We start from the raw sequence: 15875 nt of genomic DNA on the forward strand, positions 1-15875 counted from the left end.
GATGTTCCTGCCTCGGATGTCAGTTTTGGGCGATGACTTCGCGGTTGATCCGCTGGATCCACTGCGAATAGACCGTCGCGATCCACGGCCAGTCCAGCGTCATCTGCGCGGCCTGCGCCTCGGGCGAGCCGTAGATGCGCTGCGCCGTCTCGGGCGACAGTTCGACTTCGGTGTTCACCGGACCGTAGAAGCTCTGTTCGGCGAAGGTCGCCTGCGCCTCGGCCGACAGGGCATAGTCGATGAAGGTCTTGGCCGCCTCGGCCTCGGTGCTGCCCGCGACGAGGTTGATGGTGTTGGTCTGGCCGATGGAGCCTTCCTTCGGCGCCGCGATGCCGATGATCCCGCCCTGCGTGTCATGCAGGTACTGGGCGCGGCCGTTCCAGCAGATCGACAGGTCCACCTCGCCCGACTGCACCACCGCATAGCAATCCGGCGCCGGATCCCAGGTCGAGACGTTGGGGGCGAAGGCGTTCATCGCCTCCAGCGCCGGGTCGATGGTTTCCTTGTAATCCGCGCCGGCCATGTGGTTCAGGATCGGCAGCAGGATCACGCCCCGCGTGTCGGCCATGCGCGCGGCGATGCGGCCCTTGTATTTCGGGTCGGCGAGGTCGGACCAGCTGGTCGGCGGTTCGGTGACGGTCTCGGTGTTGTAGAGGATCGTCAGGTTGTCCTGGCTGAAGGCGATGGACCTGTCGCCGTCGATGCGCGCCCAGTCGGGCTGCTTGGCAAGGTTGGGCACCTCGGCCGGGTCGAGCGGGGCGAAGATGCCTTCCTGGTTGGCCTTGATCGCCACCGACACGTCGATCAGCGCCACATCCACCGTCGGATCGGATTTCTGCAGCGTCAGCAGGGCCAGCGTCTCGGCCGAGTTCTTCGACTGCTGGTACTGGATGTCGATATCGGGATGCGCGGCCTCGAAGGGCTCGATGATGAACTTCTGGTAATTCTCGGCGAAGACGCCCGAGAAGCCGACCACGGTGACGGTGGCCGTCTGCGCGCCGGCGGAACCGGCGGCGGCAAGGGCTGCGGCAAGCGACAGCGCCGAAATCGAATGCTTCAGTGTCATGGTCCTACCTTCCTGTTGATTGTCCGCCGGGCCTGTCATCCGGCCGGGGTCCAGCTGCGGTCGAAGAGATCCATCCAGTTCCCGCCCAGGATCTTTCGCACGGTCTCGTCTCCCCAGCCGCGGGCCAGCATGCGCGCGGTGAGGTTGGGCATGTCCGTCATCCGCCGGATACCGGCGGGCTTGTTGATCTTGACGCTGCCGAATTCGGTCAGCGTGCGGGCCGTACCCTTGTCGCGGTTGGCCCACAGCAGCCAGTCCGAGGGGCGCGGCCGGTCCAGCGAGAAATCGGTTCCGATGCCGACATGGTCGACGCCGACGAGGCCGATCACGTGTTCCATCGCGTCGAGCACATCCTCGACCGTCGCCTCGTTGCCCGCCTTCAGCCCCGGCGCGAACAGCGAGAGGCCGATCAGCCCTCCCTTTTCCGCGCAGGCCAGGAACAGGTCGTCGGGCTTGTTGCGCTTCACGTCATGCAAGGCGCGTGGCAACACATGGCTGATGCAGACCGGCGACCGGGAGGCGGCGATCGTGTCCGCCGTGGTCTTGTCGCCCACATGGCTGAGGTCGCACAGCACGCCCAGCCGGTTCATCTCGGCCACCACCTCGCGACCAAAGCCGGTCAGGCCGCTGTCATGCTCTTCCAGATAGCCCGCACCCGAATAGTTCTGGGTGTTGTAGGTGAGCTGCATGATGCGGACGCCCAGATCGGCGAAGATCTCGACATGGTCCAGCTTGTCCTCGATGGGCGAGGTGTTCTGCCAGCCGAGGATGATGCCGGTGCGGCCCTCGGCCTTGGCGGCGCGGATGTCGGCGGTGCTGCGGACCGGGCGCAGGATGTCGGCATTCTCGCGCAGGAACCGCTTCCACATCGAGACATAGCCGATGCCCTCGACGAAATTCTCCCACAGCACCGTCGAGACATTGACCGCGGTGATGCCGCCCGCCCGCATCTCCTCGAAAATCGGGCGGCCCCAGAGCGAAGTCTGAAGCCCGTCCACGACGATGGCCGCGTCATGCAGCGCCTGTGCCTCGGGTGGCACCGTCCAGACCCGGTCTTCCATCACGCGATTTCCTTCTGCTTGGCCGCGGCCAGCGCCTCGACCACGAAATCCAGCCGGTCCTGCCCCCAGAACAGCTCGTCCTCGACCACATAGGTCGGGGTGCCGAAGATGCCCCGCGCTTCCGCCTCGGCAAGGTTGCCCTGCCATTCCGCCACGATCTCGTCCGGCTGCGGATCGCGCACCAGCGCCACGCCATCGGCGCCCAGCGTGTCGGCCGCGATCTGCTGCAGCGTGGCAAGGTCGGCGATGTCGCGATCCTCGGCCCACAGCGCGCGCTGGATCGCGAAGGAAAAGCCGGTGGGGTCCAGCCCCGCGCGCTGCACCGCGATCACCGCCTGCGCGGCCGTCTCGATGGTGCGGCAGGGATAGAAGCGCGGCTGCAGGTTCAGCGGGATGCCGAGGCGGCGGCGCCAGCGGCGCAGTTCCACCTCGTGATACTTCTGCCGATAGTCGGGGCGGGTGCGCAGCGGGATGCCGCCATTCGCCTCGATGATGCGGATCGGGCGCAGGACCAGTCGCGCGCCGGCGTCGCGGGCGATGGCGACCATGCGCTCGGCGCCGAGATAGGCCCAAGGCGACGAGATGCCATAGAAGGCCTGCAGGGTCAGTTCAGACATGTGTGGTTTCCTCGAGATCGGCGTCGGTCCATTCGTCGCCCAGCAGTTCGGGCGTGGCGAAGGCGCGGAAGCGGGCAAGATGCGGGTCCGCATCCTCGACGAACAGCGAACGGGCGATGCCCTGCGCAAGACGCTGCGCGCCGTCGCTGATCGCGGGCACGCCGCTGGTGATCTTGCCGTGGCTGGGGACCGCCGGATAGGCGAAGCAGTGGATATGCGAGACGTTGTCCCCCGGCCGTTTCGGCAGGAATTCGAAGGCGGGGCCGAGATAGGGCATCGCGCCGATCCCGTCATGTTCCATGTCCGGCGCCGGCCGGTGCATATCGCGCCACAGCAGCACGCGCCCCTCCAGCGCGGCGAATTCCGGGCGTTCGCGCAGATCGGCGGAAAAGCCGGTGGCGAAGATCACGAAATCGACCGGGTAGCGGCCCTTGGGGGTGACGACCGTCACGCCCTCGCCCTCTTCGACCAGATCGAGGATCGGGCTCGCCAGGTGGAAGCGGGCGCCGGCATTGCGCGCGACGCGCTGCACCGAATGGCGCGGCGGCGGGATCTGCGCGCGCTCGCCCTCGACCATATAGGCCCATTTGACCGCGTCGGGCAGGCCCAGATAGCCATGGGTCATTCCCGGGCTGCCGATGCCGGTGAACTTGTCGACCCGGGGAATGTCCGGGCGGCGCACGAAGATGTCGCAAGAGGCGGCTCCGGCCTCCAGCGCGGCGGCGGCATTGTCCATGGCCGAGGCACCGGCACCCACCACCGCGACCCTGCGGCCCTTCAGCGCCGCCATGTCGATCATGTCGGCCCCATGCGCGACGAAGCGGGCATCGACCTTGCGCGCGACCGCGGGCAGTGCCGGCGCGCCCAGACCGTCCAGCCCGGTGGCCAGCACCACCCGCCGCGCCAGGACCGACGCGGCACCTTCGGACCCTTCGAGGTCCAGCCGCACCAGCGCGCCTTCGGGTTGCACCGCGGTCACCCGCGTGTCGTTGGTCACCGGCAGGTCCAGCACCCGGCGATACCAGACCAGGTAGTCCATCCACATCTCGCGCGGGGCCAGCACCATCCGGTCCCAGGCCTCGCGGCCGAATTGCGCCTCGTACCAGGCGCGGAAGGTCAGCGACGGCACCCCGAGGGCGGGGCCGGCCGCCTCTTTCCGGGTGCGCAGCGTCTCCATCCGGGCGAAGGTGACCCAAGGGCCTTCGCGCCCCGCCGGGGCCTTGTCGAAAGCGCGGATATGGGTCACCCCCAGCCGCCGCAGCGCCGCCAGCGTCACTAGCCCCATCACCCCGCCGCCGATCACCGCCACGTCGAGCACGCCCTCGCGCGGGATCATCCAGTCCTTCGGCGGCTGGTTGAGCCAGAGCAGGTCTTCGGCAAGGCGCTGTTCGAGGGCGGCGAGGCTGTCGGGGATCATGGGCAAACCGGACTTTGGCAGGCGGACAGACAATTCATATTTCGCATTGTTGTCGCATTACTATGCCACAAATGAAACATGCGTGGCAGAAGTTTCTATCCGCCCATAAATTCAGCCGAAATCCTAGGCTTGTGCCGAAGAAGCATACGCGTTCCGCGGCGAATCGCCGTGCGGGCCGGATCGGGACCGTTCTGGGCAGGGTGTCAGACCGGCATCGGCCGGTTGTCGGCGATGGCTTCCATCGTGATGGCGGAGGACACCGTTTCCAGGTCGATCTTCGAGATCAGCCGCTGATAGACGGCATCGAAGGCGACCATGTCGCGCGCGAAGACCTTGATCATGTAATCGTAGTCGCCGGCGATCCGGTAGAAGTCGATTACCTCGGGGATGGCCAGCACCGTGCGCCGGAACTCGGCCAGCCAGTCGGCGGAATGGTGGCGGGTGCGGACCATCATGAACACGGTCAGCCCCAGCCCCACCTTGTGCGGGTCGAGCCGCACGCCCTGCCCCACGATGACACCCTCGTCGCGCAGCGCGCGCAACCGGCGCCAGCAGGCGTTCTGCGACAGGCCCACCGCCTCGGCCAGATCGCGCTGCGACAGGCTCGAGTCCCGCTGCAGGACTCGCAAGATCGCTCGATCAATATTGTCCAGTTCCCGGGTCATGACCGATCATTTGACCCAAGATTGGCGAAGTTCAAGCAAAAGTTTCAGAACCTGATCGCGGCGCCCTGCCCTAGACTTGCGGCATCGCAGCCAGGAGCCCTTCCGTGAAAGACACCGCAGCCGACATCCAGCCCGACGACTTCGCCTCTGCAGACCATGCCGACGGACCGGAGGCGGCGCTTGCGGACTTCGCGTCGGCGCTGCGGCAGGGGGATGTGCTGGCCAACCTGCGGGCGGGGCTGATCGGCGACGACGTGCCGGTGCCGGGGCCGTTCGGGACGCATCCGATGGTCTATGCCGATTACACCGCCTCGGGCCGGGCGCTGCGGCAGATCGAGGATTTCGTGATGACCCGGCTGCTGCCCTGGTATGCCAACAGCCATACCGAAGCCTCGTTCTGCGGCGCCTATGTCACCCGGATGCGCCGCGCCGCACGGGCCGAGATCGCCCGCATCTGCGGCGCGACCGCGGATCATGCGGTGATCTTCGCCGGCTCGGGCGCCACGGCGGGGCTGAACCGGCTGGTGGGCCTGTTCGGGATCGACGCGGCGGTGCGGGCGGGGCAGCGGCCGCTGGTGCTGATCGGACCCTACGAGCATCACTCCAATATCCTGCCCTGGCGCGAAAGCGGGGCGGAGGTGATCGAGGTCGGCGAGGCGGCGACCGGCGGCCCGGACCTGGCAGAGATCGAGCGGCAGCTGATCGCGGCGCAGGGGCGGCCGGTGGTGGGCAGCTTCTCGGCCGCGTCGAACGTTACCGGCATCCTGACGGATGTCGATGCGGTCAGCCGCCTGCTGAACCGCCACGGCGCCCGGGTGGTCTGGGACTATGCCGGGGGCGGCCCCTATCTGCCGATCGACATGGCGGCGGGCGGCCCTGCGCAGAAGGACGCGGTCGTCGTCTCGCCGCACAAGTTCATCGGCGGGCCGGGCGCCTCGGGCGTGCTGATCCTGCGCCGGGGCGCGGTCGCACGCGACCGGCCGGTCTGGCCGGGCGGCGGCACGGTGCGCTTCGTCTCGCCCACCGGGCAGGACTACTCCGGCGATCTGGTGGCGCGGGAAGAGGCGGGCACGCCGAACGTGGTCGGCGACATCCGTGCCGCGCTGGCCTTCCTCGCGAAAGAGGCGATGGGTCAGGACCGCATCGCCGCCCGGCTGGAAGACCTGCGGCAGCGGGCGCTGGCCATCTGGTCGAAGAACCCGGCGATCCGCCTTCTGGGCGATCCCGCGGCACCGGCGCTGCCGATCTTCTCGATGCAGATCGGCGACCCGGCGACCGGCCGGCCGGTCCAGCACCAGATGTTCACGCGGATGCTGTCCGACATCCACGGCATCCAGGCGCGCGGCGGCTGTGCCTGCGCCGGTCCCTATGCCCACCGGCTGCTGGCGCTGGATGCCGAGGCGTCGGACGAGATCCGCGCCCGCATCCTGGCCGGGGACGAGGCGGCGAAGCCCGGCTGGACGCGGCTGAACCTGAGCGTGCTGCTGACGGATGCCAAGGCCGACCGGCTGATCGCGGCGGTGGACGCGCTGGCGCGCCATCCGCATCCGCCGCAGGGCCGCTACGAGATGGACCCCGCCACCGCGCGGTTCCGCCACATCGCCTGACGGCGCCGGGCCGGGGTGCCTAATGCGCCTCGGCCCAGTTGGCCCCCTGCCCCGCATCGACGACCAGCGGCACGTCGAGACCCACCGCCGGTTCCGCCGCGCCCTCCATCACCGCGCGGGCGCGGGCGATCAGGTCGTCCACCGCCTCTTCCGCCACCTCGAACAGCAGTTCGTCATGCACCTGCAGCAGCATGCGCGCGGGCAGCCCGGCGATGGCCGCAGGCATCCGCACCATCGCCCGCCGGATGATGTCCGCCGCCGCGCCCTGGATCGGCGCGTTGATCGCGGCGCGGCGGGCGAAGCCGGCGGTGGGGCCGCGGGCGTTGATCTCGGGCGTGTGGATCTTGCGCCCGAACAGCGTCTGCACGAAGCCCGTCTCGCGCGCGAAGGCGACGGTCGCGTCCATATATTCGCGGATGCCGGGGAAGCGTTCGAAATAGGTGTCGATGAAGGCCTGCGCCTCGGCCCGCGGGATGCGCAGGTTGCGGGCAAGGCCAAAGCCGGAAATGCCGTAGATCACCCCGAAGTTGATCGCCTTGGCCTGACGGCGCACCATCGGGTCCATCCCTTCCAGCGGGACGTTGAACATCTGGCTCGCCGTCATCGCATGGATGTCGATGCCGTCGCGGAACGCCTCTTTCAGCGCGGGAATGTCGGCGACATGGGCGAGGATGCGCAGCTCGATCTGGCTGTAGTCGAGGCTGACCATCCGGTTGCCCGGCCCGGCGACGAAGGCCTCGCGGATGCGCCTTCCCTCGTCGCTGCGCACGGGGATGTTCTGCAGGTTCGGGTCGGTCGAGGCGAGCCGCCCGGTATTGGCCCCGGCGATGGAATAGGAGGTGTGGACGCGCCCGGTCTCCGGGTGGATATGGGTCTGCAGCGCGTCGGTATAGGTGGATTTCAGCTTGGAAATCTGCCGCCAGTCCAGCACCCGCGCGGCCAGCGTCCGCGCCGTGTCGGAATTGCCCTCGCTGGCGATGTCCTCCAGCACGTCGGCCCCGGTCGCATAGGCGCCGGTCTTGCCCTTCTGCCCGCCTTCGGCCCCCAGACGGTCGAACAGGATCTCGCCCAGCTGTTTCGGGCTGCCGACGTTGAAGGGCCCGCCGGCAAGCTCGTGAATCTCGGCTTCCAGCCCCGCCATCTTCTGCGCAAAGGCATTCGACATGCGGCTGAGCGTGTCGCGATCGACCAGCACCCCCGCCATCTCCATCTCGGCCAGCACCGGCACCAGCGGGCGTTCCATCGTCTCGTAGACGGTGGTGACGCGGGCCCGATGCAGGCGCGGGCGGAACAACTGCCACAGGCGCAGGGTGATGTCGGCATCCTCGGCGGCGTATTTCACCGCCTCCTCCACCGTCACCCGGTCGAAGGTGATCTGGCCCTTGCCGCTGCCCAGCAGCGACTTGATCGGGATCGGCGTGTGGCCGAGGTAGCGGTCGCTCAGCTCGTCCATGCCGTGATTGTGCAGCCCCGAATGCAGGGCATAGCTCATCAGCATCGTGTCATCGACCGGCGCCACCCGGATGCCGTTCCGTTCGAGGATCTTCACGTCGTATTTCGCGTTCTGCAGGATCTTCAGGACAGACGGATCCTCCAGCACCGGCTTCAGCAGCGCCAGCGCCTCTTCGGCCGGCATCTGCCCGGGGCACAGCTGCAGCGACGCGGTGGTGAAAAGGTCGCCGCCCTCCACGCCCTCGCGGTGGCAGATCGGCAGATAGGCCGCCCGTCCCGCCTCCACGCACAGCGAGATGCCCACCAGTTCCGCCCGCATCTCGTCGAGCGCCGTGGTCTCGGTGTCGATGGCGACATGGCCGCGCTCGCGGATGTCGGCGATCCAGCGCAGCAGGGTCTCTGCATTGCGGATGCAGTCATAGCCCGCATGGTCGAAGGGCGGCTGTTCCGGTTCCGGCGGCGGGTCGTCGCTGGCCACCGGATCGGGCCGGGCCGGCACCGGCTCCACCATCGCCGGCGGCGCCACGCCCAGGCTGTCGGCCACCCGCTTGGTCAGGGTGCGGAATTCCATCCGGTTGAGGAAGTCGAGCAGCATCGGCGCATCCGTCGGCCGCATCGCCAGATCGTCCAGCGGACAGTCGAGCGGCGTGTCGCAATCGAGTTCCACCAGCCGCTTGGAAATGCGGATCATCTCGGAATGCGACAGCAGCGTCTCGCGCCGCTTCTGCTGGGGGATCTCGCCCGCGCGGGCCAGCAGCGTTTCCAGATCGCCATATTCGTTGATCAGCAGGGCTGCGGTCTTGATGCCGATCCCCGGCGCGCCCGGCACGTTGTCGACGCTGTCGCCGGCCAGCGCCTGCACGTCGGTGACGCGGTCGGGATAGACGCCGAACTTCTCGAACACCTCGTCGCGGCCGATGCGCTTGTTCTTCATCGGGTCCAGCATCTCGACCCCGTCGCCGACCAGCTGCATCAGGTCCTTGTCGGAACTGATGATGGTGACGCGCCCGCCGCGTTCCCGCGCCCGGCAGGCATAGGAGGCGATGATGTCGTCGGCCTCGTAGCCGTCGGTCTCGATGCAGGCGATGTTGAAGGCCCGCGTCGCCTCGCGCGTCAGCGGGAATTGCGGGCGCAGATCCTCGGGCGGTTCCGGGCGGTGGGCCTTGTACTGGTCGTAGATCTCGTTGCGGAAGGTCTTGGCCGAATAGTCGAAGATCACCGCGACATGGCTTGCCGCATCCGGCCCGCTGTTGCCCGAGACATAGCGGAACAGCATGTTGCAAAAGCCTGCCACCGCGCCCACCGGCAGCCCGTCGGACTTGCGCGTCAGGGGCGGCAGCGCGTGATAGGCGCGGAAGATGAAGGCCGATCCGTCGATCAGGTGCAGATGGCTGTCGGGGCCGAAGGGGGCGGTGGTCATGGCGGGCGATCCTTCCTGCGGCCGGTCGCGGAGGGCGGCGCCGGGGGGCTGTCTGCCCCCCGGGCCCCCCGAGGATATTTCGGAACAGAAGATGGCAGGGGCCTGTCTTCCGCCCGCAAGGTCACCTAGTGGTCGTCATGGGCATGGTCGCGGTCGATGACGAACTTCCGGTCGCAATAGCCGCATTCGACGAAGCCGGTGTCGCGCGGGATCGTCAGCCAGACGCGGGGATGGCCGAGCGCGCCCTCGCCGCCGTCGCAGGCGACCTTCCAGTGGGTGACGGTGACGGTTTCGGGGGCCTCGATGCTCATCTGTCTGGGTCCGGTGCTTGAGGGCGCGGCCCGCGGGCCGGTCGCGCGCCAGAATAGCGCCGCGCGCCCGGACGGCAAGGTGCGACGGTCGCGCCCTAGCCGGCGCCGCGCGCCGCCAGCCGGTCCAGCACCGCGCGGCCCAGCGTGGCGGGGGGCGGAACCTCTGCATCCCGCCACTGCCGTTCCAGCGCCGCCGCCATGTCGAAGGCGGCGGCGCTGCGCAGGCGGGCCAGCTCGTCCCAGCCCACCGGTACCGCCACCGGCGCGCCCGGACGCGCCCGGACCGAGAAGGGGGCGACCGCGGTGGCGCCGCGGTCGTTGCGCAGCCAGTCGATGAAGATGCGGCCCTTGCGCCGCGCCTTCGACATGGTGGCGACGAAGCGGCGCGGCTCTTCCTCGGCCATCAGGGTGGCCAGCAGCCGCGCGAACAGCTTCACCGGCTCCCATTCCGTGCTGCGGCGCAGGGGGACGATGACATGCACGCCCTTCCCGCCGGAAACCAGCGGCCAGGAGGGCAGGCCCAGGTCGGCCAGCCGGTCGCGCAGGTCGCGGGCGGCGGCGGCGACCTCGGCAAAGCCCAGATCCTCGTCGGGGTCGAGGTCGAAGACGATGCGTTCGGGCCGGTCCAGCCGGTCGCGCCGCGCGCCCCAGGGGTGGAATTCCACCGTGCCCATCTGCACCGCGCCCACCAGCCCCGCCGCATCGCCGATCCAGATGTAATCGGCGGTGCCGCCATCCGATTCCTCGACCGGCACGGTGCGGATCGAGTCCGGGAAGCCCTTGCCCGCGTGCTTCTGGAAGAAGCGTTCGCCCTCCAGCCCCTCGGGCAGGCGCACGAGCGAGCAGGGACGGTCCTTCAGCGTCGGCAGCACCCGGTCCGCCATCCGGTCATACCAGCGCGCGAGGTCCAGCTTGGTGATGCCCGGCTTCGGGAACAGCACGCGGTCGGGATGGCTGATGCCGATGCCCGCCACCTGGGGCCGGCCATCGTCCTTCGCCGCGCGGCGGGCGCGGGCCTTGGGCCGCGCCACGGCGGCCTCGGTCTTGTCGGGGGTCATTGCCGGGTCCTCCATCCCCACCTCGCCGGCGGGCTTGTCCTCGCGCAGGCCGAGGAAGCGCGCGTGGCGCAGCCGGCCCTCGGGCGTCAGTTCGGCATAGGCCACCTCGGCCACCAGCACCGGGTCCAGCCAGCGCGCGCCCCGGGTTTCGGCGGTGGCGGCGGCCAGCGGGCTGTTCGGCCGGGCGAGCGCCTTCGCCCGGGCCGCGATGTCGTCCTGCGCCGCCTCGTCGAAGCCGGTGCCGACCTTGCCGCGATAGGTCAGCGTGCCGTCCGGCGCATGGGTCGCCAGCAGCAGCGAGGCGAAGGCGCGGCCGCGCTTGTCCGAGGGTTGCAACCCGCAGATCACGAATTCCGCGCGGCGCTGGCACTTGACCTTCAGCCAGGAGGTGTTGCGCCCGCTCCGCCACGGCGCGCCGGCGCGTTTCGAGATGATGCCCTCGCCGCCCGCCTCGCAGATCGCGGCGAAGACCTCGGCCGCGTCGCCCTCGATGGCGGGCGACAGCCGGATCAGCCCGCGCGGCGGCTGATCCTGCAGCAGAGCCTCCAGCGTGGCGCGGCGTTCGGCCTGCGGCGCGCCGGCCAGATCCCTGCCGTCCAGCGCCAGCAGGTCGAAGGCGTAGAACAGGAACGGCCCGCCCGCCGCGATCGCCGCCTGCAGCGCGGCAAAGCCGCCCATGCCGGCGCCCGCCACCACCTCGCCGTCGATCAGCGCGGTTTCGGCGGGCAGTTCCTCGAAGGCCGGGATCAGCGGGGCGAAGCGGTCGGACCAGTCCTGCCCGCTGCGGGTGAAGAGCCGCGCCCCGCCCTTGCCGATGGCCGCCTGGCCGCGATAGCCGTCATGCTTGACCTCGTGCAGCCAGCCCTCGCCCTGCGGCAGGTCGGTGACCGCGGTGGCGAGCTGCGGGCTGCGGAAGCGGGGACGGGCCTTGCGGCGCGGCGGGCCGAAGGGGACAGGCTTCGCCCCCGCCGCGATGGCCGGGATGTCGCGCCCGGTGGCGACCGAGGTGGTAAAACGGTCGGGAAGGGCGGCATTCCGCGTGGCGGCGGCGGCATCGCGTTCCTTGACGATCAGCCAGTTCTCGCGGTCCTTCTCCTTGCGGCCCTTCATCCGGACGAGGTTCCAGTTGCCGGTGCCGCGGCGGCCATGCAGGGCGAAATGCAGGTGGCCCTTCGCCAGCCCCTCCTCGACATCGTGGAACGGCTCCCAATGGCCGATGTCCCACAGCATCACCGTGCCCGCGCCATAATTGCCCTCCGGGATCACGCCCTCGAAGGTCAGGTAGGACAGCGGGTGATCCTCGGTCCGTACCGCCAGCCGCTTGTCCGCCGGGTCCAGCGACAGCCCGCGGGTCACCGCCCAGCTGAGCAGCACGCCGCCCCATTCCAGCCGCAGGTCCCAGTGCAGCCGCGTCGCATCGTGCTGCTGCATGGAATAGCGCGGCGCGGTCGGGCTGGGGCGGCCGGCGGCATCGGGCTCGGGCGTGCGGGCGAAGTCGCGCTTGGCGGTATAGGCGCCCAGATCGCCCATCAGCCGGCGCTCTTCTTGCGGGGGCCGCCGCTGCCGGCCGGACGCTTGGCCGCGGGTTTGGAAGCGGATTTGGCGACGGTCTTCTTCTCGGCCCCGCCGCTGGCCTTCAGGCTTTCGCGCAGCGCCTCCATCAGGTCGACCACGTTCTCGCCCTTGGGCCGGGCCTTGTCGTCGCCGGTCAGGGCGCGCGGGGTCTTGCGGTTCTTGCGCTTCGCCTCGATCAGCGCCCGCAGCGCCTGGTCGTAATGATCCTCGAAGGCCGAGGCGTCGAAGGGCGCGGTCTTGCGGTCGATCAGCTGGGTAGCGACGGCCAGAAGCTCCTTGTCCGCCGGTTCGTCCTCGATCCCGGAGAACAGCGGCTCCGCCTCGCGGATCTCGTCGGCGTAGTAGAGCGTCTCCATCAGCAGCCCGTCGCCGCAGGGCCGCACCGCGCAGAGATATTCCTTCCCGCGCATGGCCAGCTGCCCCAGCCCGACCTTGTTGGCCTGCCGCAGCGCGTCGCGCACCACGCGATAGGCATCCTCGGCCAGATCGTCCGTGGGCACGACGTAATAGGGCTTGTCGTAGTAAAGCGGCGCGATCTCGTCCGAGGACACGAACTGCACCAGCTCGAAGGTCTTCTTCGTCTCCAGCCGGATCGCCTCGATCTCGGCCGGTTCGATCAGCAGGTATTCGTCGTCGCCCAGCTCGTAACCCTTCAGGATCTCGTCGGTCTTGACCGGCCCGATCCCCGGCACGGTCTTTTCATAGCGGACGGGCTGGCCGCTCGGCTTGTGGATCTGGCGGAAGCTGACACGCGCGCCGCTGCGCGTGGCGCTGTGGATCTCGACCGCGATCGAGACCAGCGACAGCCGCAATTGACCCTTCCAGACAGCGCGCGATGCCATGATGCCTCCGTCCGCCGCGCCCGATGGCGGCCCTGCTGCGAAACGCCGCAGGGGGCGGTGCCGGTTCCCGAGGCCGCGCGGTTGGCTGCCGATTTCTCGCGCATGATCGGTTATAAGGAGGAATGATGAACTTTGCTCAACAAGGAACCGCACCGATATGCTTCCACACACCTTGCAAGAGGATACGTTGTCCAACGTCCGACGCGGCATAATGCTTATAGCGCTATTAACGCTTGCGATCTGCGAGAGCGGGGTCACGGAGGTTGATGTCTTTCACACACTATCGCTGGGAGCAAATACGTCTCCGAGACCAATCGAGATCGATTCCATAAAAACTTTACTCGCCTTGCTTACGGTTTACCTCTTGGGCCGCATTATTTTCCTAGTTCCTTCAGAAGTTTTCAAACAGAACAAGGAACATCAAGATGTATTGGCTGGCGCCCGATCGATTGCCGCCGGAACAGAGGAAGCCCTAGCGCAGGCAGCACAATCGTCCGTAAACATTTCTAAACGCCTCGAAGAATTTCGACTCGACGACGAACACAAAGCGCTAACTCAATTATGCAAGCAAGCTTTGGCCGGCTTGTCCTGCGAAACACTCGAGTTATTGCGCCAGCCGGATTTCGAGACCCTCATAGTAGAGGCACTCACCACAGACGCACCTGATGCAGACGAAGACGGAAAGAAGATGTTTCTACGAGATCGAGAGCGCGCGCTCGCTTGCCTTCGGGAATACAATTACACTTTGCCCGCTCGCCTCCAACAGACGTTTTTATCCCTGAACCACAGCGTGGAAGACCTTGCCAAACTTGACGAGTCAGTTCAGCAGGAGCTCAGCGGCCTAATTGAGAAAACTTCAAACCTGAGCTGCCTCTCACAGGAGTACAGCAATGACGTGCAAGAAATAATTCGCCAGTTTGAACGGGCGATTGCCGATTCGAGAAGGTGGGTAGGAGCTGAAAGATTACTATTCGGAATTGCAACTCCATTCGCTATCGGGGGGCTGACGCTCCTTTCCATCCTCAAAACTTGGCCTGCCACGACAGAAGGATTATCTTTTGACTTTTGGGAACTTCTCGCCGTTGTAGTGTTTTCGCTGCTTGGCGTATCTGCCGCTACCCGATCTGGCCTAAGAACGGTTCTTGATCGCATTGACCGGCAACTGAGCCAAGCCAATCAGAGGTCGAGGAAGCATGCAAGAGCAAGCCTTCGCAAATCGCGGCAATACGAGCGGTAATCACGCTCAGGACCTACACTTGCGCGACCTCAGCAAGGGTCCGATCTTACGGAGCCGTCGGCTGTCAGCATCGCTGTGGTGGCTCTGGTGTGAACGATAGAGGGGCGGCAGTCGAAACTGAAGGCATGTATATAGGTGTCACCGTAGATCCAGTGTTGTCGGACGAGGCGCCCTGCCGCCCCCGCTCCCTTCCCCGCGATCTGCACTCAGTTGGTCCTCTAGGCGCCGGAGGTACTCGCGTGACAACATTGCGGCAGAGCGGATCAAGGTAGAACAGGTGCCGGGCAACGCCACGGATAACTCCGTTTCACAGGCGTTAAAGACCGCTTCAAGGCCCTGCGACAGATCGCCCCCCGGTCGCCGCCGCCGCGCTTCCGGGCGGGTGACGCTTCAAGAACGCTCGCAAGCCCATACGCCTTGCGTTCCCTCGGATAAGTCGCTGTATAGAGGATATTTTTCGCTTTTCCGGATGACCCCACCTGATCCCGGATCACTGCAGGAATAGGTGTCAGCCGACGCCCCGCACAGCCGCTGTAGCGTGACAGCAAAATTTGCAGTGTGTGACAGCAGAACTTGCAGCGGAGTTATTTCCGAAGCCCCGTCGCTGGCCAGCAGATCACGCGGTCTTCCTGATCGATGTGGGCATGACGTCGGTGCGCTGCGGCCTCATGCCACCAGACATCGAGAAGAAGATCTGACGCTGCAGGGCCAGTTCGCGCGGATCGATGTATTTCGGCGTCCTCGCCTTCTTCCGACCGGCCTCCGCAGCAGACACGCTATCGAACATGAAGGGCACCCGAATCGACGCTCCGGCAAAGATCTCCTCAAGGCTCAAAATCTGAATGGCCGGATAGGAACCAAAATCCGTTTCAACCGAGCCTGCTGCTCGGGCTTCCTCAAGCATTCCTTTGGTCGGCTCCCGCGCGCAGATAAAGACCGCAATTGCGTTGGGATCTCGGTTGAAATCCCGTTCGCGCCGAAGAGTGCCCGCGAGATCCCGAATCATACTCGGATTAACGTTCTGCCCGCCCTTCACCGAAATGATCCCGCGGCTGGCGTCCCTTTGTTCGTCCTTGCCAGTCAGGAAGAAGAAGGTCCCATCGACCCCACCGTCGCCTCGATACTTGCCCGAATGCATCCCCCCAACACGAAGGACAGCCCATTCCTCGAACTGGAACGTGTTGGATGAAGCTAGATATTTCATCAACGTCCACGAACACTGGCTTCCCGCCTTTGTGACGAAAAAACTGAGATCTGCCCACAAAACAATCGACAAGACAGAAATGGCCTTCGCTCGATTTGGCGAGATCCAGAGCGAAATAGTGGAAAGCTCGAGAGAATTGAACCGCCTCCTGGAGAATTCCAGAGACGAAAACTCCAAGATTATTCTGCAGTATGAGAAGGCGGCACGCGATACAAGATTGTCAGGGAGGGTGGATCGACTGGTATTCGGAGTGGTTACTCCATTCTTAATGGGAGGGATAACCTTTTTGGCAATCTGGAAGACTTGGCCTGCGGGCGCCAACGGAATTTCTCCAAGTTGGAGG

The 15875-nt window shown here is 66.7% G+C and carries 12 protein-coding genes; 2 read left to right on the forward strand and 10 right to left on the reverse strand.

Annotated elements, in window-relative coordinates:
- Positions 1 to 19: 19 nt before the first annotated feature.
- From EEY80_RS02875 to EEY80_RS02895, 5 genes are all read right to left on the reverse strand, one after another.
- Entirely contained in the window at positions 20 to 1066 is a 1047-nt protein-coding gene (locus EEY80_RS02875) for an ABC transporter substrate-binding protein (protein ID WP_126975018.1), read from the reverse strand.
- A 35-nt stretch (positions 1067 to 1101) separates the two neighbouring features.
- Positions 1102 to 2127, reverse strand: a complete 1026-nt coding sequence (locus EEY80_RS02880; protein WP_205749012.1) for a dipeptidase — start codon at positions 2125 to 2127, stop codon at positions 1102 to 1104.
- Positions 2127 to 2744 (reverse strand): 2-hydroxychromene-2-carboxylate isomerase, encoded by a 618-nt coding sequence (locus tag EEY80_RS02885; protein ID WP_126975019.1) that lies wholly within the window; start codon positions 2742 to 2744, stop codon positions 2127 to 2129. Before EEY80_RS02885 ends, EEY80_RS02880 begins: the two co-directional genes overlap by 1 nt.
- Positions 2737 to 4161, reverse strand: a complete 1425-nt coding sequence (locus tag EEY80_RS02890; RefSeq protein ID WP_126975020.1) for an FAD-dependent oxidoreductase — start codon at positions 4159 to 4161, stop codon at positions 2737 to 2739. Before EEY80_RS02890 ends, EEY80_RS02885 begins: the two co-directional genes overlap by 8 nt.
- Before the next feature lie 203 nt (positions 4162 to 4364).
- Entirely contained in the window at positions 4365 to 4826 is a 462-nt protein-coding gene (locus EEY80_RS02895) for an Lrp/AsnC family transcriptional regulator (RefSeq protein ID WP_126975021.1), read from the reverse strand.
- Between the two features lie 215 nt (positions 4827 to 5041).
- On the opposite strand from EEY80_RS02895, the gene EEY80_RS02900 reads away from it, so the two are divergent.
- Positions 5042 to 6433: an aminotransferase class V-fold PLP-dependent enzyme gene (locus EEY80_RS02900; protein WP_235829698.1), complete on the forward strand. Its 1392-nt coding sequence runs from the start codon at positions 5042 to 5044 to the stop codon at positions 6431 to 6433.
- Between the two features lie 19 nt (positions 6434 to 6452).
- On the opposite strand, the gene polA is transcribed toward EEY80_RS02900, so the two are convergent.
- The 4 genes from polA to ku all read right to left on the reverse strand — a co-directional run bounded on the left by polA (position 6453) and on the right by ku (position 13091).
- Complete coding sequence (gene polA, locus EEY80_RS02905) at positions 6453 to 9305, reverse strand: DNA polymerase I (RefSeq protein WP_126975022.1); 2853 nt, start codon at positions 9303 to 9305, stop codon at positions 6453 to 6455.
- Between the two features lie 125 nt (positions 9306 to 9430).
- Positions 9431 to 9616 (reverse strand): zinc-finger domain-containing protein, encoded by a 186-nt coding sequence (locus EEY80_RS02910; RefSeq protein WP_126975023.1) that lies wholly within the window; start codon positions 9614 to 9616, stop codon positions 9431 to 9433.
- Between the two features lie 95 nt (positions 9617 to 9711).
- Positions 9712 to 12204, reverse strand: a complete 2493-nt coding sequence (ligD, locus tag EEY80_RS02915) for a DNA ligase D (protein ID WP_126975024.1) — start codon at positions 12202 to 12204, stop codon at positions 9712 to 9714.
- A complete protein-coding gene (ku, locus tag EEY80_RS02920) occupies positions 12204 to 13091 on the reverse strand; it encodes a non-homologous end joining protein Ku (RefSeq protein WP_126975025.1) in 888 nt (295 codons plus the stop codon). Before ku ends, ligD begins: the two co-directional genes overlap by 1 nt.
- Positions 13092 to 13248: 157 nt before the next feature.
- On the opposite strand from ku, the gene EEY80_RS02925 reads away from it, so the two are divergent.
- Positions 13249 to 14328 (forward strand): hypothetical protein, encoded by a 1080-nt coding sequence (locus EEY80_RS02925; RefSeq protein ID WP_126975026.1) that lies wholly within the window; start codon positions 13249 to 13251, stop codon positions 14326 to 14328.
- Positions 14329 to 14944: 616 nt separating this feature from the next.
- Here EEY80_RS02925 and EEY80_RS02930 read toward each other — a convergent pair.
- Positions 14945 to 15709, reverse strand: coding sequence for a hypothetical protein (locus tag EEY80_RS02930; RefSeq protein ID WP_126975027.1), 765 nt, complete (start codon positions 15707 to 15709; stop codon positions 14945 to 14947).
- Between the last annotated feature and the right edge of the window lie 166 nt (positions 15710 to 15875).

Source organism: Frigidibacter oleivorans (assembly GCF_003993775.1).
GTDB lineage: Bacteria > Pseudomonadota > Alphaproteobacteria > Rhodobacterales > Rhodobacteraceae > Frigidibacter > Frigidibacter oleivorans.

Bases quoted from the DNA above. Each gene is read 5' to 3' on its own strand.
- EEY80_RS02875 (WP_126975018.1), bottom strand. From the start codon at position 1,066: ATGACACTGAAGCATTCGATTTCGGCGCTGTCGCTTGCCGCAGCCCTT.
- EEY80_RS02880 (WP_205749012.1), bottom strand. From the start codon at position 2,127: ATGGAAGACCGGGTCTGGACGGTGCCACCCGAGGCACAGGCGCTGCAT.
- EEY80_RS02885 (WP_126975019.1), bottom strand. From the start codon at position 2,744: ATGTCTGAACTGACCCTGCAGGCCTTCTATGGCATCTCGTCGCCTTGG.
- EEY80_RS02890 (WP_126975020.1), bottom strand. From the start codon at position 4,161: ATGATCCCCGACAGCCTCGCCGCCCTCGAACAGCGCCTTGCCGAAGAC.
- EEY80_RS02895 (WP_126975021.1), bottom strand. From the start codon at position 4,826: ATGACCCGGGAACTGGACAATATTGATCGAGCGATCTTGCGAGTCCTG.
- polA (WP_126975022.1), bottom strand. From the start codon at position 9,305: ATGACCACCGCCCCCTTCGGCCCCGACAGCCATCTGCACCTGATCGAC.
- EEY80_RS02910 (WP_126975023.1), bottom strand. From the start codon at position 9,616: ATGAGCATCGAGGCCCCCGAAACCGTCACCGTCACCCACTGGAAGGTC.
- ligD (WP_126975024.1), bottom strand. From the start codon at position 12,204: ATGGGCGATCTGGGCGCCTATACCGCCAAGCGCGACTTCGCCCGCACG.
- ku (WP_126975025.1), bottom strand. From the start codon at position 13,091: ATGGCATCGCGCGCTGTCTGGAAGGGTCAATTGCGGCTGTCGCTGGTC.
- EEY80_RS02925 (WP_126975026.1), top strand. From the start codon at position 13,249: ATGCTTCCACACACCTTGCAAGAGGATACGTTGTCCAACGTCCGACGC.